At 70.8% G+C, this 19,281-nt stretch carries 19 protein-coding genes; 8 read left to right on the top strand and 11 right to left on the bottom strand.

The annotated features are described in order from the left end of the window. The first annotated feature begins 35 nt into the window (after positions 1–35). The gene (locus tag ABZW17_RS13930; protein ID WP_354813136.1) at positions 36–1,448 is read left to right on the top strand and encodes an MFS transporter; all 1,413 of its coding nucleotides are present in this window, start codon (positions 36–38) and stop codon (positions 1,446–1,448) included. On the opposite strand, the gene ABZW17_RS13925 is transcribed toward ABZW17_RS13930, so the two are convergent. The 4 genes from ABZW17_RS13925 to ABZW17_RS13910 form a co-directional block, all read right to left on the bottom strand. Continuing rightward, complete coding sequence (locus ABZW17_RS13925) at positions 1,445–2,251, bottom strand: SAM-dependent methyltransferase (protein ID WP_354813134.1); 807 nt, start codon at positions 2,249–2,251, stop codon at positions 1,445–1,447. The genes ABZW17_RS13930 and ABZW17_RS13925 overlap by 4 nt on opposite strands. A gap of 126 nt (positions 2,252–2,377) precedes the next feature. Next, the gene (locus ABZW17_RS13920; RefSeq protein WP_354813132.1) at positions 2,378–3,178 is read right to left on the bottom strand and encodes an SAM-dependent methyltransferase; all 801 of its coding nucleotides are present in this window, start codon (positions 3,176–3,178) and stop codon (positions 2,378–2,380) included. A 43-nt stretch (positions 3,179–3,221) separates the two neighbouring features. Further along, the gene (locus ABZW17_RS13915; protein ID WP_354813358.1) at positions 3,222–4,775 is read right to left on the bottom strand and encodes an acetolactate synthase large subunit; all 1,554 of its coding nucleotides are present in this window, start codon (positions 4,773–4,775) and stop codon (positions 3,222–3,224) included. A 5-nt stretch (positions 4,776–4,780) separates the two neighbouring features. After that, a complete protein-coding gene (locus tag ABZW17_RS13910) occupies positions 4,781–6,166 on the bottom strand; it encodes an FAD-binding oxidoreductase (RefSeq protein WP_354813130.1) in 1,386 nt (461 codons plus the stop codon). A gap of 181 nt (positions 6,167–6,347) precedes the next feature. Between ABZW17_RS13910 and ABZW17_RS13905 the strand changes: the two genes are divergently transcribed. Further along, positions 6,348–7,169 carry an aldo/keto reductase gene (locus ABZW17_RS13905; RefSeq protein ID WP_354813128.1) on the top strand — a complete coding sequence of 274 codons (822 nt, stop codon included), beginning with the start codon at positions 6,348–6,350 and terminating at the stop codon, positions 7,167–7,169. Between the two features lie 41 nt (positions 7,170–7,210). Here ABZW17_RS13905 and ABZW17_RS13900 read toward each other — a convergent pair whose 3' ends face one another. Both ABZW17_RS13900 and ABZW17_RS13895 read right to left on the bottom strand, forming a co-directional pair. Next, the gene (locus ABZW17_RS13900; protein ID WP_354813126.1) at positions 7,211–7,708 is read right to left on the bottom strand and encodes a DUF3830 family protein; all 498 of its coding nucleotides are present in this window, start codon (positions 7,706–7,708) and stop codon (positions 7,211–7,213) included. 2 nt (positions 7,709–7,710) lie between these two features. Further along, positions 7,711–8,967, bottom strand: coding sequence for an aminotransferase class III-fold pyridoxal phosphate-dependent enzyme (locus ABZW17_RS13895; protein ID WP_354813124.1), 1,257 nt, complete (start codon positions 8,965–8,967; stop codon positions 7,711–7,713). A gap of 93 nt (positions 8,968–9,060) precedes the next feature. Between ABZW17_RS13895 and ABZW17_RS13890 the strand changes: the two genes are divergently transcribed. The 3 genes from ABZW17_RS13890 to ABZW17_RS13880 are packed head-to-tail and all read left to right on the top strand — an operon-like array spanning position 9,061 to position 12,104. Beyond that, on the top strand, positions 9,061–10,524 hold the full coding sequence (locus ABZW17_RS13890; RefSeq protein ID WP_354813122.1) for an NAD-dependent succinate-semialdehyde dehydrogenase: 1,464 nt from the start codon (positions 9,061–9,063) through the stop codon (positions 10,522–10,524). Next, positions 10,521–11,579, top strand: a complete 1,059-nt coding sequence (locus ABZW17_RS13885; protein ID WP_354813120.1) for a tartrate dehydrogenase — start codon at positions 10,521–10,523, stop codon at positions 11,577–11,579. The genes ABZW17_RS13890 and ABZW17_RS13885 overlap by 4 nt, the downstream gene beginning before the upstream one ends. 60 nt (positions 11,580–11,639) lie before the next feature. Then, on the top strand, positions 11,640–12,104 hold the full coding sequence (locus tag ABZW17_RS13880; RefSeq protein ID WP_354813118.1) for a DUF4262 domain-containing protein: 465 nt from the start codon (positions 11,640–11,642) through the stop codon (positions 12,102–12,104). 139 nt (positions 12,105–12,243) lie between these two features. Here the strand turns inward: ABZW17_RS13880 and ABZW17_RS13875 are convergent, their stop codons facing one another. From ABZW17_RS13875 to ABZW17_RS13865, 3 genes are read right to left on the bottom strand one after another with little or no spacing between them, the layout of a single operon-like run. Then, a complete protein-coding gene (locus ABZW17_RS13875; protein ID WP_354813116.1) occupies positions 12,244–12,963 on the bottom strand; it encodes a GntR family transcriptional regulator in 720 nt (239 codons plus the stop codon). Position 12,964: 1 nt separating this feature from the next. Then, entirely contained in the window at positions 12,965–13,711 is a 747-nt protein-coding gene (locus ABZW17_RS13870; protein WP_354813114.1) for a maleate cis-trans isomerase, read from the bottom strand. A gap of 60 nt (positions 13,712–13,771) precedes the next feature. Further along, complete coding sequence (locus ABZW17_RS13865; RefSeq protein ID WP_354813112.1) at positions 13,772–14,512, bottom strand: Asp/Glu/hydantoin racemase; 741 nt, start codon at positions 14,510–14,512, stop codon at positions 13,772–13,774. A 101-nt stretch (positions 14,513–14,613) separates the two neighbouring features. Here ABZW17_RS13865 and ABZW17_RS13860 point away from each other — a divergent pair, with 101 nt between their 5' ends. The 3 genes from ABZW17_RS13860 to ABZW17_RS13850 are packed head-to-tail and all read left to right on the top strand — an operon-like array spanning position 14,614 to position 17,307. Further along, positions 14,614–15,612 carry a D-2-hydroxyacid dehydrogenase gene (locus ABZW17_RS13860; RefSeq protein ID WP_354813110.1) on the top strand — a complete coding sequence of 333 codons (999 nt, stop codon included), beginning with the start codon at positions 14,614–14,616 and terminating at the stop codon, positions 15,610–15,612. After that, positions 15,609–16,991: an amidase gene (locus ABZW17_RS13855; RefSeq protein WP_354813108.1), complete on the top strand. Its 1,383-nt coding sequence runs from the start codon at positions 15,609–15,611 to the stop codon at positions 16,989–16,991. Before ABZW17_RS13860 ends, ABZW17_RS13855 begins: the two co-directional genes overlap by 4 nt. 58 nt (positions 16,992–17,049) lie before the next feature. After that, positions 17,050–17,307 (top strand): hypothetical protein, encoded by a 258-nt coding sequence (locus tag ABZW17_RS13850; protein WP_354813106.1) that lies wholly within the window; start codon positions 17,050–17,052, stop codon positions 17,305–17,307. A gap of 65 nt (positions 17,308–17,372) precedes the next feature. Here ABZW17_RS13850 and ABZW17_RS13845 read toward each other — a convergent pair whose 3' ends face one another. Further along, positions 17,373–18,593 (bottom strand): MFS transporter, encoded by a 1,221-nt coding sequence (locus tag ABZW17_RS13845; protein ID WP_354813104.1) that lies wholly within the window; start codon positions 18,591–18,593, stop codon positions 17,373–17,375. A 148-nt stretch (positions 18,594–18,741) separates the two neighbouring features. Further along, on the bottom strand, positions 18,742–19,257 hold the full coding sequence (locus ABZW17_RS13840) for a helix-turn-helix domain-containing protein (RefSeq protein ID WP_354813102.1): 516 nt from the start codon (positions 19,255–19,257) through the stop codon (positions 18,742–18,744). Between the last annotated feature and the right edge of the window lie 24 nt (positions 19,258–19,281).

Raw genomic sequence — 19,281 nt, 5'->3', positions numbered from 1 at the left:
AGTTGCATGACGCGTACTAAGTACACACTGGGGGTGTGGTGGTGTCCCGTTCCGCGCCGTCCGGCCGGGCGATCGTCGTGGTGCTCGCTTCGTGCGGGCTCGTCGCGTCGTTCATGCAGACGCTGGTCGTGCCCCTGATCCCGGTCTTCCCGCGGCTGCTCCACGCCTCTCCGGCCGACGCGTCCTGGGTGGTCACCGTGACGCTGCTGGCCGCGTCCGTGATCACCCCGGTCAGCGGCCGGCTCGGCGACCTCTACGGCAAGCGGCGGATGATCCTGGTCAGCCTCGCGCTGCTCATCGCCGGCTCGGTGGTCTCCGCGACGACGAGCGCGCTCGTCTTCCAGATCGTCGGCCGCGGGCTGCAGGGCTGCGCGATGGGCGTCATCCCGCTCGGCATCAGCATCATGCGCGACGAACTCCCGCCCGAACGCGTCGGCGGCGCGATCTCGCTGATGAGCGCGACGCTCGGCGTCGGCGGCGCCATCGGGCTGCCGGTCGCGGCCGTGGTCGCCGAGAACGCCGACTGGCACGTGCTGTTCTGGACCGCCGCCGGCCTCGGCCTGGCCTGCGCGCTGCTGATCCTCACCGTGGTGCCGGAGTCGCCGCTGCGCACGCCGGCGCCGTTCGACTACTTCGGCGCGTTCGGCCTGGCGGCCGGGCTGCTCTGCCTGCTGCTGCCGGTGGTCAAGGGCGGCACGTGGGGCTGGACCAGCGCACCGACGCTCGGGCTGGCCGCGGTCGCGGTCGTCCTCCTGCTCGGCTGGGGCGCCTACCAGCTGCGCCGCCGCGACCCGCTGGTCGACCTCCGGGTTTCGGCCCGCCGTCCGGTGCTGTTCACGAACCTGGCGTCGATCATGGTCGGCTTCGCGCTGTACGCGATGGCGTTGTCGTTCCCGCAACTGCTGCAGGCCCCGGCGTCGACCGGCTACGGGCTGGGCCAGACGATGGTCGAGTCCGGTCTCACGCTGGCGCCGAACGGCCTAGTGATGATGCTGCTCTCGCCGGTTTCGGCGCGGCTCATCGCCCGGTTCGGCCCGCGCCCGACGCTGATGAGCGGCGCGCTGGTGATCGCCGCCGGGTACGCGTTCGCGATCGTGCTGATGGACAACGCGTTCGAGCTGATCATGGCGTCGGTGATCATCGGTGCCGGCGTCGGCATCGCGTACGCGGCGATGCCCGCGCTGATCATGGGTTCGGTCCCGGTCACCGAGACGGCGTCGGCGAACGGCCTGAACTCCCTGATGCGCTCGGTCGGCACGGCGATCTCCAGCGCGGTGATGGCGGCGATGCTGGCCCAGCTGACGATCACCGTCGGCGGCCTGCCGGTCCCGTCGCTGTTCGGCTTCCGCGCCACGTTCGCGGTGGCGGCGCTGGCCGCGCTGGCGGGCGTGCTGCTCGCGGCGCTCGTCCCGAAGACGCGGACGGCGCCGGAGCTCGTCACCGCCTAGTTCTTGCGCGCCACCAGCGCGAGCCCGCCGCAGTCCGCGGGGTTGGCCGGCACGTCCGCGGGCTCGTCCGGCCGCCACTCGGGGATGAACACGATGCCCGGGTCGACGATCTCGAAGCCGTCGACCAGCGCGCGCAGCTCGTCGGCCGAGCGCGGCGTGACGGGGTTCGCGCTCTTCTGGTACATCGCGACGGCGCGAGCCGTGCCGTCGCTCTGCTGCTCGAAGGTCGCGGACGACAGCGCGAGGTAGCTGCCGGGCGCGAGCGCGTCGCGGTAGGCGGCGATGAGCCGGGCCGGGTTGCGCTCGTCCGGGATGAAGTGCACGAACAGCGCCATCACGACCATCACCGGCTGGTCCAGGTCCAGCATCATCTCGGTGGTGTCGTGTTCGAGGACGTCGTCGGGGAACTCGGCGTCGGCGTGCACCATGGCCGCGTTCTCGTTCTCGTCCAGCACGATCTCGCTGTGCGCCACGGCGACCGGTTCGTTGTCGACGTAGACGACCCGCGCCGTGGGGTCGACGGCCTGCGCCACCTCGTGCACGTGCCCCACGGTCGGCATGCCCGAGCCGATGTCGAGGAACTGCCGGATGCCCTGCGCCATCCCGAACCGGATGGCCCGGCGCAGCCACTGCCGGTTGAGCCGCGCCCGGTCCCGCGCGTTCGGCTGCGCGGCCAGCACCTGCTCGGCGAACATCCGGTCGACGGCGTAGTTGAGCTGCCCGCCGAGGATGTAGTCGTACACGCGTGCGGCGTTGGGCTTGTCGAGGTCGATGCCCCGTCTGGCGTACTCGTCTTCGCTCATCGCGGCTCCCCGGAGTCAGGTGTGACGCGAGAATAGCCGGAGACGCCGGCCTGCCCGCGAGGTGACTCGTGTCGTCCGTCGTGCGGTTGTGGCGGGCCGGTCCCGGCTGCGACGAACGCCGCCGCGTTACGCCTTGCGCGCGACCAGGGCCAGGCCGCCGGAACGCGCCGGCGGGTCCTCGAGCGGCTCGTCCGGCCGCCACTCCGGCGTGAAGACGACTCCCGGCGACAGGATCTCGAAGCCCGTCACCAGCGCGGCGAGCTCGTCCGGGGAGCGCAGTGCCAGCGGCGTCCCGCTCTTCTCGTACAGCGCCACCGACCGCTGCGTCTCCTCGCCCTGCCCTTCCCACGTCCCGGACGACAGCGCGAGGTGGCTCCCCGGCGCCAGCACGTCCCGGTAGCGGCCGATCAGGCCGGCCGGGTCGCGGGAGTCGGGGACGAAGTGCACGAACGCCGCCATGATCACCATCACCGGCTCGCTGAAGTCGAGCATCGCCTCGGTGGTCGGGTGCTCCAGCACCTCGTCCGGGTGCTCGGCGTTCGCCTGGACCATCGTGGCGTTGTCGTTGCCTTCCAGGACGATCTCGCTGTGCGCGACGGCGATCGGCTCGTTGTCGACGTACACCACCCGCGCGGACGGGTCGATCGCCTGGACGACCTCGTGCACGTGCCCGACCGTCGGCATGCCGGAGCCGATGTCGAGGAACTGCCGGATGCCCTGCTCCGCGCCGAACCGCGCGGCACGGCGCAGCCACGCCCGGTTGACCAGCGCCATGTGCCGCGCGTTCGGCAGCACCCCGAGGATCTGGTCGGCGAACATCCGGTCGACGGCGTAGTTCAGCTTGCCGCCGATCATGTAGTCGTACACGCGCGCCGCGTTCGGCCGCTCGAGGTCGATGCCGCGCTTCGCGTGTTCGTCGTCGTTCATCCGCCGCTCCCGGGCTCAGGGTGTGCCGGGAGAATAGTCCGGTTCAGAGCAGCGGCGGCACCGCGGCGTCGATCAGGTGCGGGCCGGGTTCGGCGAACGCGCGCTGCAGCTGTTCCGCGAGTTCCTCCGCGGTGGTCGCCCGCGTCGCGGGCACGCCCATGCCTTCCGCGATCTTCACGAAGTCCATGTCCGGGCGCGACAGGTCGAGCAGGTCGTTCGCCTTCGGCCCGCCCGACGCCGCCCCGACGCGCTGCAGCTCCAGCCGCAGGATCGCGTACGCGCGGTTGTTGAGCAGCACCGTCGTGACGTTCAGGTTTTCCCGCGCCTGCGTCCACAGCGCCGAGATGGTGTACAGCGCGCTGCCGTCCGACTGCAGGTTCAGGACGGGACGGTCCCGTCCCGCCACCGCGGCGCCGGTCGCCACGGGCATGCCGTAGCCGATCGCGCCGCCGGTGAGCGTCAGGACGTCGTGGCGCGGCGCGCCCGCGGTCGCGGCCGGCAGCAGCAGGCCGGACGTGTTGGCCTCGTCGGCGATGATCGCGTTCTCCGGCAGCAGCGCACCGATGACGTCGACCCAGTTCTGCGGAGTCAGCGGCCCGGTCGGCAGCGCAGGCCGGGACGGCTGCTGCAGCACCGGTTCGGTGTCCGCGGCGACGAGCTCCGCGACTTCGTTCAGCGCGCGCGTGACGTCCTGGCCGACGGACGCAAGCGTGTGCACCTCCGCGCCTTCGGGAACGAGATCGCTCGGCTTGCCCGGGTAGGCGAAGAACGACACCGGCGCCTTCGTCCCCGCGACGACGAGATGCTTGACCCCGTCGAGCTGGTAGGTGACCTGCTCGGCGAGGTACCCGAGCCGCTCTATCGCCGGTAGACCGGCGCCGCGCTCGAGACGAGACGGGAACGTCTCGACGAAAACCTTCGCTCCGGTCGCGGCGGCGATCCGGCTCGCCGCACGCAGTCCTTCCTCGCGGCACGCGCTGCCGCCGATGAGCAGCGCGACCGGCTCGCCGGTGCCGAACACCGCGGCGACGTCCTTGACGGTCGTGGCGTCGACGGCCTGCGGCACGCGCGGCGGAACAGGTGCGCATGTCTCGCCGCCGTCACCCCACGAAGCGTCCGCAGGCAGGATCAGCGTGGCGATGCGGCCGGGCGCGTCCTGCGCCGCGGCGACCGCGGCGGCAGCGTCCGCCCCGACGTCCTTGGTGTGCTCCGAGCGCCGCACCCAGCCTTCCAGCGAGCCCGCGACGGCCTCGATGTCCGACTCCAGCGGCGCGTCGTACTGCTTGTGGTAGGTCGCGTGGTCGCCGATGACGTTGACGATCGGCGTGTGCGCGCGCCGCGCGTTGTGCAGGTTCGCCAGGCCGTTGCCGAGTCCGGGGCCGAGGTGCAGCAGCGTCGCGGCGGGCTTGTCCGCGATCCGCGCGTACCCGTCGGCAGCACCGGTGACGACACCTTCGAACAGCGCAAGCACGCCCCGCATCTCCGGGACGGTGTCGAGCGCGGCGACGAAGTGCATCTCCGACGTGCCGGGGTTCGCGAAGCAGACCTCCACGCCGGCGTCGACCAGCGTGCGGATCAGGGACTGGGCGCCGTTCATCTCGCTCATGCGGTTCCTTCGGGGAAGAGAACGCCGGGGTTGAGGATCCCGGCGGGGTCGAAGCTCTGCTTGATCCGGCGCATCAGCTCGATCTTCGCCGGGTCTTCGAGGTCCTGGTGGTAGCCGGCCTTCGTGCGGCCGAGGCCGTGCTCGCCGGAAATAGCGCCGCCGAGCTCCATTGCGTACGCGAAGATGTCGGTGAGCAGCTGCTTCCGCTTGTCCGCGTCCTTGCAGAAGATCCCGAGGTGGACGTTGCCGTCGCCGGCGTGCCCGCACCCGAGCGCGCCGCCGCCCGCGGCCATCGCGAGCTCCCGCGCCTTGGCGATGAACTGCGGCATCGCGGTCCGCGGCACGACGACGTCGATCACGTCGTCGGCGCCGGCCGCCTTCGCGGTCCAGAAGGCCTTCTCGCGGGCTTCGATGAGCTTGCGCGCGGCGTTGCCTTCGAGGACGTAGACGTCGGTGGCGCCCAGTTCGCCGAGCAGCTCGCCGACGGTCTCGACGTCTTCGCCGAGGCGTCCGCTGTCACGGTTCTCCAGCGCGACCACGAGGTACGCCTCGCTGGTCTCGCGGATCTTGTCCGGCACGCCCAGCTCGAGCTTCTCGTTGTAGACGATCGCCGCCATCGTCAGGTTGTCGATGTACTCGAGGATGTGCGGCGCGAGCCCGCTGGAGAGGATTTCGGGCACGGCGGCCATCACCTGGCCGAAGTCGCCGAAGGGGGCGAAGACGGTCGCACCGTGTGCCAGCCGCGGGTGCAGCTTGACGGTGATTTCGGTGGCGAGCGCCAGGGTGCCTTCGGAGCCGATGATCAGCTGGGTGAGGTCGTAGCCGGTGGACACCTTCGACGTCTTGCCGCCGGTCCGGATGATCTCGCCGGTCGCGAGCACGGCCTGCAGGCCGAGCACGTTGTTGCGGGTGACGCCGTACTTGACGGCCCGCATCCCGCCGGCGTTGGTCCCGACGTTCCCGCCGACGCTCGCACTCAGTTCACCGGGGTAGACGGTGTAGCCGAGTCCGGCTTCGGCGGTCTTGGCGTCGAGTTCGGCGAGGGTCACGCCGGGCTGCACGACGGCGACGTGGTTCCCGGTGTCGACCTCGAGAACGGCGTTCATCCGCTCGAAGGAGATCAGGAGGCCGTCTGCCTGCGGTCGCGCCGCGCCGGAGAGTCCGCTGCCGGACCCTCGCGCGGTCACGGGCACGTTGTGCTCCGAAGCGGCTTTAAGCAGCTCCGCGACTTCTTCGGCGGTAGCCGGCTTCGCGACGTACGCAGGCTTCTGCGGCTCCGCCGTCAGCGCTTCGTCGTGCGCGTAGTCCTCCGAGATTCCTTCGCCCGTGAGCAGGTTCTTGTCCCCGACGATCTCGGCCAGCCGTGCTGCCACGTCGCCCATCGGCAGTCTCTCCTCCGCGCCGTCGCTGTGGTTACCGCAGCGTAGTACGTACCGCCGGTACGTCGCCATGAAGGTTTTTCACATTTTGGTTTGCGTACTGTGATCACCCGGTCACAGTGTCTCGATTTAGCTCAAGCTAAATTTCTGGAGGGTGACGTCAACGGCGGCAAAGCTTCCCTGCATGACCTCGACGTTCTCCTTCGAAGACGGCTCCTCCGTGCACCGCCTGGGTTTCGGCGCCATGCGGTTGACGGAATGGGACCACGTGAAAGACGGCGCCAAGGCGGTCGCCCGCCGCGCGGCCGAACTCGGCGTCACGTTCTTCGACACCGCCGACGCCTACGACCTGGGCCTGAACGAAGAGCTGCTCGCCGACGCGCTGCATCCGTACCCGGGCCTGCTCGTCGCGACGAAGTGCGGGCACGCGCGTCCGAGCCGCGGCGAGTGGGTCCCGCTGGGCCGGCCGGAGTACCTCCGGCAGCAGGCGGAGCTTTCGTTGAGACGCCTCCGTATCGACCGTCTCGACCTGCTTCAGCTGCACCGGATCGACCCACTGGTGCCGCTGGCCGACCAGGTCGGCGCGCTCGCCCGGCTGCGGGACGAGGGCAAGATCGCCCGCATCGGGCTGTCGGAGGTCACCGTCGCGCAGCTGGCGGAAGCGCGGGCCATCGCCCCCATCTCGAGCGTGCAGAACCGCTACAACCTGACCGACCGAGCATCCGACGACGTACTGGACTACTGCGCGCGCGAGGGGATCGCGTTCGTGCCGTGGCTGCCGATCGCCCGGGGCGACCACGCGACCGCGGGCGGAGTGCTCGGCAAGGTCGCGGCGGACATCGGCGCGACACCCGCGCAGGTGTCCCTCGCCTGGCTGCTGCGTCGCTCGCCGGCGATGATTCCGATTCCGGGGACGTCGTCGATCGCGCACCTCGAAGAGAACTGCGCCGCCGCGGAAGTCGCCCTTTCCGACGCCGACTACGCGCTGCTCGACAACCTCGGCTGAACGCCGGCCCGGCCGCGAAGTCCCCGCGGCCGGGCCGGCGTTCAGGCTCGCGCGAACGAGAGCGTCTCGCCCTCGACACCCCGCAACCACAGGTCCTGCGCGGCCGCGGCCATCTCGGCCAGGCCCTCCTCGATCGTGGCGAACACGTTCCCGGGAACCCAGCCGGCGTCGCCGTTGATCAGCAGGTTGTTGCGTCCGTAGAAGATCGCCAGGTCGGTCGCGCCCTGGTCGCTGTGCGCCTCGCTGCCGTCGTCGTAGCCGTACGCCGGGTTGCCGATCTCCCACGCCTCGAAGCCGAAGTAGACGACGTCGCCGGGAATCGGCGTGATCGTCGGGTTCTCCCGCCCCGGCTTCGGTTCCGCGAACGGCGGCACGAGCGTGTAGACCTCGTTGCGCGCGTACTTCGCGTGGTAGGCGGAACCGCTCTGCGGCAACGCGTCCCACACGGCCTTGCAGGTGCGCGGGGCCTCGTCGTCGAGCAGCCGCGCCCGGCAGGAGACGCCGCGCTTGTCGAGGGTGATCGTGATGTACCGCGCCATCCTCAGCTCCCCGTGACCGATCCGACGACGTCGCCCCAGATGCGCAGCGCGTCGTCGACCTGCTCGGCGGTCACCACCAGCGGCGGCACCATGCGGACGACGTTCATGTACGGCCCGCATGTGAGCAGCAGCAGGCCGCTCTTCGCCGCCGCCTGCTGCGCGGCCTGCGCGGTGGCGGTGTCCGGCTCGCCGTCGGCGGTGGTGAACTCCGAGCCGACCAGCAGCCCGAGCCCGCGCACCTCGCCGATCGACGGCGTCTTGTCCGCGATCACACGCGCGCCCTCGAGCAGCTGCCGGCCGCGCTCGGCGGCGTTCTCCACCAGGTTCTCCTGCTGGATGACCTCGAGTGTCGCGATCGCTGCGGCGCACGAGACCGCGTTGCCGCCGTACGTGCCGCCCTGCGAACCCGGGAACGCCTTCGCCATCAGCTCCTGCGAAGCGGCGATACCGGACAACGGGAAGCCGCTCGCCAGCCCCTTGGCGATGAGGACGACGTCCGGTGAGACGTCGAAGTGGTCGTGGCCCCAGAACTTCCCGGTACGGCCGAAGCCGGTCTGGATCTCGTCGACGACCAGCAGGATGCCGTGCCGGTCGGCGCGCTCGCGCAGGCCCGCGAGGAACTCCGTGTTCGCCGGAACGTACCCGCCCTCGCCGAGCACGGGCTCGACGAAGAACGCGGCGGTCTCGTTCGGCGCACAGACGGTCTGGAACAGGTAGTCCAGCTCCCGCAGCGCGAACTTCGTCGCCGTCTGCTCGTCCCAGCCGTAGTGATAGGCGTAGGGGAACGGCGCGACGTGCACGCCCGCCATCAGCGGGCCGATGCCGGCGCTGAACCGCGTCCCGGACGTCGTCATCGTCGCGGCGGCGACGGTCCGGCCGTGGAAACCACCCTGGAAGACGATGACGTTCGGGCGCTTCGTCGCCTGCCGCGAGAGTCGCAACGCCGCTTCGACGGCTTCGCTGCCCGAGTTGGCGTAGAAGAGCGAGTCGAGCCCGCGGGGGAGGACGTCGCCGAGCCGCTCGGTCAGTTCCAGCAGCGGCTTGTGCATCACCGTCGTGTACTGCCCGTGGACGAGCTTGCCGATCTGCTCCTGCGCGGCTCGCACGACGTGCGGGTGGCAGTGCCCGGTGCTGGTGACGCCGATGCCGGCGGTGAAGTCGAGGTGGCGTTTGCCCTCCACGTCGTAGAGGTAAACCCCTTCACCGTGGTCGACCACTACGGGCGTTGCCTGCTTGAGCAGCGGAGATAGCTGGGCCATGGCAGCGTGCTCCTAGGTCGGTCTGAGCGGGTTGTCGATTGTTGACAATATCCATAGCATGGCCCTCGGGACAACACGTGAGGAGCAGTCGGGATGAGTGCGAGCACCGAGTCCGGCGTCGTCGAGGCGGTCGGCAAGGAACTGTTCATCGGCGGCAAGTGGGTGGCCGCCGAGTCCGGGAAGACGTTCCCGGTGGTCGAGCCGGCCACCGGCCGGGAGCTATGCCAGATCGCTGACGCCTCGCCGGCGGACGGCGTCGCGGCGCTCGACGCCGCCGTCGCCGCGCAGGCCGACTTCGCGAAGATGGCGCCGCGCGAGCGCGGTGAAATCCTGCGACGGGCCTACGAGCTGCTGATGCAGCGCCAGGAGGAGCTAGCGCTGCTGATGACGCTCGAAATGGGCAAGCCGCTCGCCGAATCGAAGGGCGAGATCGCCTACGCCGCCGAGTTCTTCCGCTGGTTCGCGGAAGAGGCTGTCCGCATCGACGGCGGCTACGCGACCGCGCCGAACGGCGCCGGCCGGTTCCTCATCACGAAGCAGCCGGTCGGGCCGACGCTGCTGATCACGCCGTGGAACTTCCCGATGGCGATGGGCACCCGCAAGATCGGCCCGGCGATCGCCGCGGGCTGTACCGCGGTGATCAAGCCCGCCGCGCAGACGCCGCTGTCGATGCTCGCGCTGGCCGGCATCCTCGCCGAGGCGGGACTGCCCGAAGGCGTGCTCAACGTCGTCACGACCAGCAACTCCGGGAGCGTGATGGAACCGCTGATCCGCGACGGCCGCGCCCGCAAGCTCTCCTTCACCGGCTCGACCGGCGTCGGCCGCAAGCTCCTGGAGCAGTGCGCCGACAAGATCCTGCGCACGTCGATGGAACTGGGCGGCAACGCGCCGTTCCTGGTCTTCGACGATGCGGACATGGACGCGGCCATCGACGGCGCGATGCAGGCGAAGATGCGCAACATCGGCGAAGCGTGCACCGCGGCGAACCGCTTCTACGTGCAGCGTGGGGTCGTCGAGGAGTTCTCGCGGCGGCTGACCGAGCGCATGCAGGCCCTGCCGATGGGCCGCGGCACGGAGAAGGACGTCGTGGTCGGCCCGCTGATCGACCAGAACGCCGTGGACAAGGTGACGGAGCTGGTCAAGGACGCCACCGACCGCGGCGCGAAGGTGCTCACCGGCGGCTCCGGCGTCGACGGTCCGGGCCACTTCTACCAGGCCACCGTGCTCACCGACGTCCCGCAGGAGGCGCGGCTGACGCACGAGGAGATCTTCGGGCCGGTCGCCCCCATCACGCCCTTCGACACCGAGGAAGAGGCGGTCGCGAAGGCGAACGACACCGAGTTCGGGCTCGTTTCCTACGTCTTCACCAGCGATCTCAAGCGCGCGCTGCGCGTCTCCGAGGCCCTCGAAGCCGGCATGATCGGGCTCAACCAGGGCATCGTCTCGAACCCGGCTGCGCCCTTCGGCGGGATCAAACAGTCCGGGCTCGGCCGCGAGGGCGGCTCGGTCGGCATCGACGAGTTCCTCGAAACCAAGTACATCGCGGTGGCCCTGTGACGGCCTACCGTTTGGCGAGCATTCCCGGCGACGGGATCGGCGTGGACGTCACGGTCGAGGCCCGCAAGGTCCTCGACCGGGCCTCCGCGCTCCACGGCTTTTCGCTGGAGTGGACGGAGTTCGACTGGAGCTGCGAGCGGTACGCCCGGGTCGGCGCGATGATGCCGGACGACGGCGTCGCGCAGCTGTCGGCGTTCGACGGCATCCTGCTCGGTGCGGTCGGATTCCCCGGCGTCCCGGACCACGTTTCCCTGTGGGGGCTGCTGATTCCGCTGCGGCGCGCGTTCCAGCAGTACGTCAACCTGCGCCCGGTGCGGCTGCTGCCGGGCACGGCTTCCGTGCTGGCCGGGCGGAAGGCCGAGGAGCTGGAGCTGGTCATCGTCCGGGAGAACTCCGAAGGGGAGTACTCCGCGATCGGCGGCCGGCACAACGCCGGGCGGCCGGACGAATTCGTGCTGCAGGAGTCGGTTTTCACGCGCGTCGGCGTCTCACGCATCATCCGGTACGCGTTCGAACTGGCCCGGACGCGGTCCGCGCGCGTCTGCTCGGCGACGAAGTCCAACGGGCTGATCCACTCGATGCCGTTCTGGGACGAGATCTTCGCCGAGGTCGCAGCCGAGTTCCCGGACGTCCACAGTGAACAGATGCACGTGGACGCGCTGGCCGCGCGCATGGTTCAGGCGCCGGACCGGCTCGACATCGTCGTGGCGTCGAACCTCTTCGGCGACATCCTCAGCGACCTCGCGGCCGCGATCACCGGCGGGCTCGGCATGGCGCCGTCCGGCAATATCAATCCATCGGGTGAATTCCCGTCGATGTTCGAGGCGGTCCACGGCAGCGCTCCGGACATCGCCGGGCAAGGCATCGCCAACCCCGTGGCGCAGGTCCTGGCGGCCGCGATGCTGGTCGAACACCTGGGTGAAACCGTTGCGGCACAAGCAATCCGGACCGCCGTGGACCGGGTGCTCGACGAGGGCCGCGTCCGCACGCCCGACCTCGGCGGCACCGATACCACAGAACGGCTCGGTACGGCAGTGGCCGAAGCGCTGGGCTGAGTTTTTGTCGGTGCCCTCCGGCACGGTGGTCGCAAACCCACCGAGGGGGAGGAGGCACCGATGTGCCGGCAGTGCGACGACCCGGACAGACCCGGGTACCTGGAACGGCTTCGCGAAGGCGTGGCCGACCGTGGCTGGCTCGTGCAGAGCGTCGAGGGGACGGGGCTGTACCCGCCGTGGGCCTACACGATCGGCCTGAGCGGGTACGGCCTGCCCGAACTGGTGGTGACGGGACTGCCCGTGCTCCCGGCCGCCGGTCTGCTCAACGGCATGGCGGCGCACGCAGTGCACGCGTCACCACCATCGCCGGGCGAGGGCATCCCGCTGCGGGGCGGCCCGCTGATCGAGGTCGTCCCGCTCGCGGAGCCGTCGGCGCACCTGGTGTTCGCGGCCGCGTTGTACGGCCCGGGAATCCGTGCGCTGCAACTGGTTCACGCGGACTCCCAGGGCCGCTTCCCGTGGTCCTCCGACTACCGTGACGGCCGCGGCGGCCAGCCGGTCCTGGGGGTTCGCCATGAAGCCTGAGTGCAGGTGCACCCGGCCGACCAACTGCTTCCCGGAGCCTTCGCGGGCCGTCCACGCGCGCATCACACCGGTGCGAGTCCGCGAGCCGGCCGTCCACGTGCGTGTGCCGGTCTTGCGAGCACGCCTGGCGTCGCTTCGGTCAAGCGTTGCCCGGCACCGGCGGCGCGTGCCCGTCCGTGAGGCTGGTCCCCGGCGCGAGCCGCTGAACGGCGTCCTCCATGTGCGCCTCGAGAAGCGTCAGCGCCGTCTCTTCGTCGCCGTCCCGCAGCGCCTGGATGAGCTTCGTGTGCTCTTCCACGCGTTCCTCGACCCGTTGGTAGGTGCTCTGCAGCGCGGTCAGGCACATCCGCGTCTCGATGAGGAGCGTCCGGGCCATCCGGACGAGCCGCTTGCTGCCGGAGGCGTTGATGAGGGCCTCGTGGAACCGGAGGTCGGCGGTGGAGAGCGCGCCGGGGTCGTCTTCGCCGGCGGCGGTCGCCATCTCGACGACTGTCTGCTCGAGGAGATCCGCGATCCGGTTCCGGTCACCGCCACGCAAGGCCCGCAGCATGGCGGCGCGCTCGATGGCGGAGCGAGCGGCGTAGATGTCGTAGACGTCCCCGGGTTCGAGGTCGATGACGAACAGCCCGCGGTGCCGCTCGCTGCGGAGGAGACCTTCCGAGACCAGGTGCTGCATTGCTTCCCGGAGTGGCCCCCGTGACACCTGGAACCGCGCGGCCAGCTCGGTTTCGCCGAGCTGGGTCCCGGGCGGGAGGGCGCCGGTCATGATCGCGTCGCGCAGCTGGCGCGCGATGACCGCGGCCGTGGACTCGCGGCTGACCGGTTCGATCTCGGGCAGCATGCCCGGTGGCAGGGCCATGTCAGACAGCTCCGTCGGGCCGGTGCCGGAAGAGCGCACCGAGTGAGCGGACGAGCCGGTGCTGCCCGGTCAGGCGCAAGCCCTCCCAGACGGTGACCTGGTTGGCGGTCAGCACGGGTTTCCGCAGGGCGGCCTCGACGGCGTTGATCTCGCCGAGGGTGCGCATGGCGGTGTCCGGCACGAGCACCGCCTCGGCGTCCGGGTGGTCGTGGCTCACGGCGAGCTCGACGACGGCTTCCGGGCTCATCGCGCCGACTTCGGCGGCGGTGATGATGTCGGCGCTGGCCATCGAGACGACCTCGATGCCGCCGGCCTTGAGGAATTCGACGAACAGCCGCGCGATGTCGTCCGGGTAGCTGGCGGCCACCGCGACCCGCTTGACGTCCAGCGCACGCGCGGCGTGCACGAACGCGAAGGAGGTACTGGAGGCCGGCACCCCGGCGACGGCGGCGAGGCGGTCGGCCTGGTCGCGGGCGCCGTCCCAGCCGTAGACGAAGCTGCCGCTGGTGCACGCCCAGATGACCGCGGCGGGCTCGTGCTTGCCGAGGAGGGCGGCTCCGTCGGCGAGCCGGGCCTCGCTGCCGAGGTCCAGCAGCTCGGCGACCGCGTGCTTGTCGGTGCCGTAGATGTGCTCGACGGCCAGCCGGATGTCGCCCTCGTCGACGGCTGTGCCGCCGAGCAGCTGCTCGGCCAGCGGGTAGTCGTCTTCGGCCGCGTGGTCGGGGTAGATGAAGCCGATGGTGGTCACGGAACCTCCGGAGGGGACGCAAATTGTCGACAATCCTAGAGGGGTGGTCAAGGAAAACCTTCACGACACGTCACGAAGCCACCTTCCGGGTCCGACGATGGGCAGATTCATCCGGCGCAGGCACGCCCACATGGTCAGCTGGTTGGCGGTGAGCACCGGCTTGCCGAGGGCGGCTTCCAGCGGCTCGATCAGGTCGTAGGTCGGCAGGTTGGTGCAGCTGACGAAGATCGCTTCGGCATCGCCGTGGTCGGCGGCGAGGATGCGTTCGGCGATCGTCCGGTAGCTGACCTTCCAGATGCCGCCGCCCAGTCCCAGGTGATCGCTGGCCACGGTCTCGACGTCCAGTTCCGCGAGGAAGGCGTGCAGCGCCTGGGTGAGGTCGGCGTCGTACGGCGTCAGTACCGAGACGCGGTGGAGGTCGAGTTGCTGCAGCACCTCGGCCAGCGCGCCCGAGGTGGTGACGGCGTCCGGCGCGCCGGCGTCGCAGATCGCCTTGGTCAGCGAGCGTTCGTAGTCGACGCCGTTGACGAAGCTGCCTGAAGTACAGAGGTAGGCGACGACCTCGGGCTCGACGTGCAGCACGTCGCGAGTGGCGCCGGCCAGGTGGTGGCTGTCGCTGACGAGGCGGGCCATCTCCATGCTGACCGGCACCGGCTCGTACGGTGTGCGGGCGAGGTGGAGGGACACCTCCATCGGGACCCAGCGCCAGAGCTCGCGCTCCAGTGCGAGGTCGAAGGGGGCGATGACGCCGATGCCGCGTTGCGCCAGCGGGCCGTCGAACGCCAGGAAGTCGAAATCCAAGGCTCAGCCTCCGGAATACGTCTGCACGTGACACGTCCGGTGCTCCGGGGGTCGTTCCTCGGATTGTTGACAATCATACGAGTGACTTTTACCGTGTCAACGTGATCGCCTCGGAACACCGGGAAACCCCCGTCCTGGCCGTGCTCTGCGGCGAGTCCCGCCCACCGGACATGCGTGCTGTCGAATCCGGGGCGGTCGTGCGTTACACGGACGCGGCGGGTCTTGCCGAAGCGCTGTCCGGAGCGGACGCCCTGTTCGTCTACGACTTCCTCTCCACCGCGGTGCCGGGCGCGTGGCACGCGGCCGACCGGCTGCAGTGGCTGCACATCGCCAGCGCGGGTGTAGATCCCGTGCTGTTCCCCGGGCTGCGTGAGAGCGACGTGGTCCTCACCAACTCGCGCGGTGTTTTCGACGACGCCATCGCGGAGTACGTGCTGGGTGTCGTGCTCGCCTTCGCGAAGGACTTCGCGCGCTCGCACGACCTGCAGCGCGAGGGTCGCTGGTTGCACCGCGAGAGCGAGCGGATCGCCGGCCGCGACGTCGTGGTCGTCGGTACCGGGCCGATCGGGCGGGCCATCGCGCGGTTGCTGCGCGCGGCCGGGATGCGGGTGACCGGTGCCGGGCGCCGCGCGCGCACCGGGGATCCCGACTTCGGCGTCGTGCACGAGTCGGCGCAGCTCGCCGAGTTCCTGCCGCACGCCGACTACGTTGTCGCGGTCGCGCCGCTGACCGAGCACACCAAGGGCATGTTCGACGCGCGCGCGTTCGCCGCGATGAAGCCGTCGGCGCGGTTCGTCAACGTCGGCCGCGGGGAGCTGGTGGTGACGTCCGACCTCGTCGCGGCGCTCGAGGACCGGAGCATCGCCGGCGCCGCGCTCGACGTGTTCGACACCGAGCCGCTCCCGCCGGAAAGTCCGCTGTGGGCCATGCCCGACGTGCTGATCTCGCCGCACATGTCCGGTGACTTCGTCGGCTGGCGGAACACGCTGGTCGAGGTGTTCGCCGAAAACTTCCGCCGCTGGCGCGCTGGGGAGCCGCTGCGCAATGTCGTCGACAAGACGCTCGGCTACGTGCCGTCGGGGAACCAGGGAGCCGGATGAACGACAGGATGCTGACCGCCAGCGAGCTCGTCGCCGCCTACGCCACCGGTGAACTATCACCGATAGAGGCGACGCAGAACGCGTTGCAGGCCATCGAAGCCCGCGACGGCGAGTGCAACGCGTACTGCCTCGTCGACGCCGACCGTGCGCTGGAGCAGGCGAAGGCGTCCGAGATCCGCTGGCGGGACGGGAACCCGATCGGCTGGCTCGACGGCGTGCCGTCCTCGATCAAGGACATGTTCCTCACCCAGGGCTGGCCGACCGTCCGGGGTTCGAAGAGCATCGACCCGGACCAGCCGTGGGACGTCGACAGCCCGGTCGCCGCGCGGATGCGCGAGGCCGGCCTGGTGCTGCTCGGCAAGACGACCACGCCGGAGATCGCGTGGAAGGGTGTCACCGACAGCCCGCTGCAGGGAATCACGCGCAACCCCGCCGACCCGTCGAAGACGGCGGGCGGGTCGAGCGGCGGCAGTGCCGCGGCTGTCGCGGCCGGGATGGGGGAGCTGTCGGTCGGCACCGACGGCGGCGGCTCGGTGCGGATCCCGGCGTCGTTCTGCGGCATCGTCGGGCTGAAGCCGACGCACGGCCGGATCCCGCTGTACCCGGCGAGCCCGTTCGGGCCGCTCTCGCACGCCGGCCCGATGGCGCGGTCGGTGGACGACACCGCACTGCTGCTGGACGTGCTGTCGCTGCCCGACCACCGCGACCCGGCCGCGCTGGCGCCGCCCGTGGCGTCGTTCCGCGAGGCGGTCCGGCGGGACGTGCGCGGCCTGATCGCCGCGTTCTCGCCGACGCTCGGCTACGTCGACGTCGACCCCGAGGTGGCCGCGATCGTCGCGGACGCGGTCCGCGCGCTGGGCGATGCCGGGCTGCACATCGAGGAGACCGACCCCGGGTTCGCCGACCCGAAGCCGGCGTTCGACATCCTGTGGTCCTCCGGTGCGGCCAAGCTGCTGGGCACGTTCCCGCCGGGCTCCGAGGAGCGCACCGACCCCGGCCTGCGCAAGGTCTGGGAACTCGGCCGGAAGTGGACGGCGAGCGACTACCTCGACGCGACCGCCGAGCGCGCCGCGCTGGGCATCCGGATGGGCGAGTTCCACACGCGCTACGACGTGCTGATCACGCCGACCGTCCCGATCGCGGCGTTCGAGGCCGGGCACGACGTGCCGCCGGGCAGCGGGCTGAGCGAGTGGCCGGAGTGGACGCCGTTCACGTACCCCTTCAACATGACCCAGCAGCCGGCGATCAGCGTGCCGGCCGGGCGCACGTCGGCCGGGTTGCCGGTGGGCCTGCAGATCGTCGGCCCGCGGCATTCCGACGACCTCGTGCTGGCCGTGGCGAAGCTGCTGGAGGAAGTGCGGCCCTGGGCGCCTGCCTGACCACACGTGAGGGTGAAACCCGGACCGGACCGCGGCGGGCTGTGCCACTGTCGGCCGGGTGAACGCTCAAGGCTGGCAGTACGAACGAGCCATCCCGACGGTCGACGTCACCGGTGAGCCGACGCGGGTGATCGTCGGGCTGGTCGAACACGGCGACCGGCTGGCCGCCGCACTCCGGGTGGACGACGGAAAGGCGGCGCTGGTCCCGCTCGAGACCGGCGGCGAGCTGCTGAAGGCGCTGCGCGAGACGTTGGAAAGCTGGTGGCGCCTCGACGGTCATCTCGACCTGGCTCCGGAACTCCATCTGGGTCGGTGACGCAGTCAGCCGACGTCGCACCGACGGCGTTGGTGACGTCGTGTTCAGCGCCAGCGTGCTGAACCTCATCCGGGCGCGCCCTGCCGGACCAGGCCGCGGATCTGCGGGTTGACCAGCACGATCGCCGTCGCGCCGACGATCAGGGCCGCGCCGCCGAGGAGCGTGGCCGACCGGCCGGCGTGCTCGGCCAGCGGGCCCGCGACGACCTGGCCGAGCGGCATCGCGAGGAACGAGCCGAGCATGTCGTAGGAGTAGACGCGGGCGAGCTTGTCCGGCGGGATGTTCTCCTGCAGCGACACGTCCCAGGCGACGGCGAACTGCTCGATCGCGACCCCCGAGAGGAACATCGCGAACAGCAGCGGCAGCAGGTACGGCGTCTCGCCGAGCGCCAGCATCGGCAGTGCGTCGACGAGGACGAATGCAACGCCGATCGCGAGCATGCGCCTTGGCTGCCAGCGCGCGGCGACGATTCCGCCGAGCAACGCCCCGGCGGTCTGCGCGGCCAATGCGAACCCCCAGCCGGTGCGGCCGAACGTGTCGTCGGCGACCAGGGGGCCGATCACCAGCAGCGCGCCCGCGTTCACCGCGTTAACGACCGTGAACTGCAGCACCACGAGCCATACCCAGGACCGCGCGCGGAACTCCTGCCAGCCTTCGGCGAGTTCGCCGAACGGGTGGCGGCGCCCCGGGAGCCGTTCGCCGCGCGGGAGCCGGATCCGGCGGTACGCCAGCGCTGCGGCGAGGAACAGCAGTGCGTTCGCGCCGAGTGCCCAGCCGGAGCCGGCGAAAGCGACGAGGACCCCGGCGAGCCCGGCCCCGGCGATGCGGCCGACGTTCGACAGCAGCCGGACCAGCGCGTTCGCCTGGGCGAGCAACGCTGCGGGCACGGTCAACGGCGTGAGCGACGCGGCCGCGGGCAGGGAGATGGCCGAGACAGCGCCGTTGACGAGGCTGAGCCCGGCCAGCAGCGGAACGGACGCGAAACCGCCGAGGACACTCGCGGCGATGACGGCCTGGGTGAGCGCGGCGGCGGTTTCGGTGCCCTGCAGGATGACCGACCGCGGCAGCCGGTCGGCGAGCATCCCGCCGAACAGCACGAGCAGCACGTTGGCCAGGGATCGAGCCCCGACGACGAGCCCGAGATCCACGGCCGACCCGGTGAGATCGACGACGGCGAAGGCGAGCGCGAAGGGGGCGACGGCGTTGCCGAAGTCGGCCAGGGTCCGGCCGGTGACGAGGGCACGGAACCGTGTTTCCCGCAGTGGCGCGAGCAGTGGCGTGGTCATGGCAGCGGCTCCGGTGGGCGCGGGCGGGTTCGGTGAAGGGTGTGAGGTGCTCGGGAGATGAGCGGGCGCCGCACGGCGCGGGTGGGAGTAGTCGATTCGAGGTGTGGGTCCGCGCCGGTCGCGATGCGGCGGGCTCGGAGCGACGCGCTCATCGGCGATCCTCGGCTGCCAGCTCGAACAGGGCCACGCTCGCGCTGACCCGCACCGTTCCCGGTGTCCTCGGTGGCTGCGCTGCCGCGTGCAACTCTTCGCTCAGTTCCGTTGCCTGCCGGAGCGTGCGCGCCCAGAGTTGCGGATCCACCCACAGCTCCGCGTCCGTCAGGGATGCGGGGCGGTCGGCGGCCCGCTCGGCCGCCCGGCGGAGGAGCTCCGTTGCGATGGCCTTCGTCAGCAGCTGCTCCTCGCCCGGCTTGCGGCTCGTCAGGCGCCGGCCGGAGTCGGGGTGGTGGCGGTAGCGCTTGGCGCGGCCGCCGCGGATCTGGACCTCTTCGGCCACCTCCAACAGGCCCGCGTCGTGCAGGCGGCGGATGTGATAGCTCGTGTTCGCCTGCGTTTCGCCGAGTTCGCGCGCCGCTTCGGCTGCGCTCATCGCCGTGCCCGTCAGCAGGGACAGGAGGCGCATGCGGAGCGGGTGGGCCAGCACCCGGAGGTGGTCGTGGGGCATGTGTCAAATCATGCCACGACCGTC

The organism is Amycolatopsis sp. NPDC004625 (assembly GCF_040609695.1).
Taxonomy (GTDB): domain Bacteria; phylum Actinomycetota; class Actinomycetes; order Mycobacteriales; family Pseudonocardiaceae; genus Amycolatopsis.
Note: the sequence above shows the minus strand (reverse complement) of the source record. Positions and strands in the feature narration are given on the sequence as shown.

Excerpts from the sequence above, each read along its gene's own strand:
- ABZW17_RS13915 (WP_354813358.1), bottom strand. The coding sequence starts at position 4,775 with ATGAACGGCGCCCAGTCCCTGATCCGCACGCTGGTCGACGCCGGCGTG.
- ABZW17_RS13890 (WP_354813122.1), top strand. The coding sequence starts at position 9,061 with ATGAGTGCGAGCACCGAGTCCGGCGTCGTCGAGGCGGTCGGCAAGGAA.
- ABZW17_RS13875 (WP_354813116.1), bottom strand. The coding sequence starts at position 12,963 with ATGGCCCTGCCACCGGGCATGCTGCCCGAGATCGAACCGGTCAGCCGC.
- ABZW17_RS13895 (WP_354813124.1), bottom strand. The coding sequence starts at position 8,967 with ATGGCCCAGCTATCTCCGCTGCTCAAGCAGGCAACGCCCGTAGTGGTC.
- ABZW17_RS13855 (WP_354813108.1), top strand. The coding sequence starts at position 15,609 with ATGAACGACAGGATGCTGACCGCCAGCGAGCTCGTCGCCGCCTACGCC.
- ABZW17_RS13880 (WP_354813118.1), top strand. The coding sequence starts at position 11,640 with ATGTGCCGGCAGTGCGACGACCCGGACAGACCCGGGTACCTGGAACGG.
- ABZW17_RS13920 (WP_354813132.1), bottom strand. The coding sequence starts at position 3,178 with ATGAACGACGACGAACACGCGAAGCGCGGCATCGACCTCGAGCGGCCG.
- ABZW17_RS13900 (WP_354813126.1), bottom strand. The coding sequence starts at position 7,708 with ATGGCGCGGTACATCACGATCACCCTCGACAAGCGCGGCGTCTCCTGC.
- ABZW17_RS13840 (WP_354813102.1), bottom strand. The coding sequence starts at position 19,257 with ATGCCCCACGACCACCTCCGGGTGCTGGCCCACCCGCTCCGCATGCGC.
- ABZW17_RS13905 (WP_354813128.1), top strand. The coding sequence starts at position 6,348 with ATGACCTCGACGTTCTCCTTCGAAGACGGCTCCTCCGTGCACCGCCTG.
- ABZW17_RS13910 (WP_354813130.1), bottom strand. The coding sequence starts at position 6,166 with ATGGGCGACGTGGCAGCACGGCTGGCCGAGATCGTCGGGGACAAGAAC.
- ABZW17_RS13845 (WP_354813104.1), bottom strand. The coding sequence starts at position 18,593 with ATGACCACGCCACTGCTCGCGCCACTGCGGGAAACACGGTTCCGTGCC.
- ABZW17_RS13925 (WP_354813134.1), bottom strand. The coding sequence starts at position 2,251 with ATGAGCGAAGACGAGTACGCCAGACGGGGCATCGACCTCGACAAGCCC.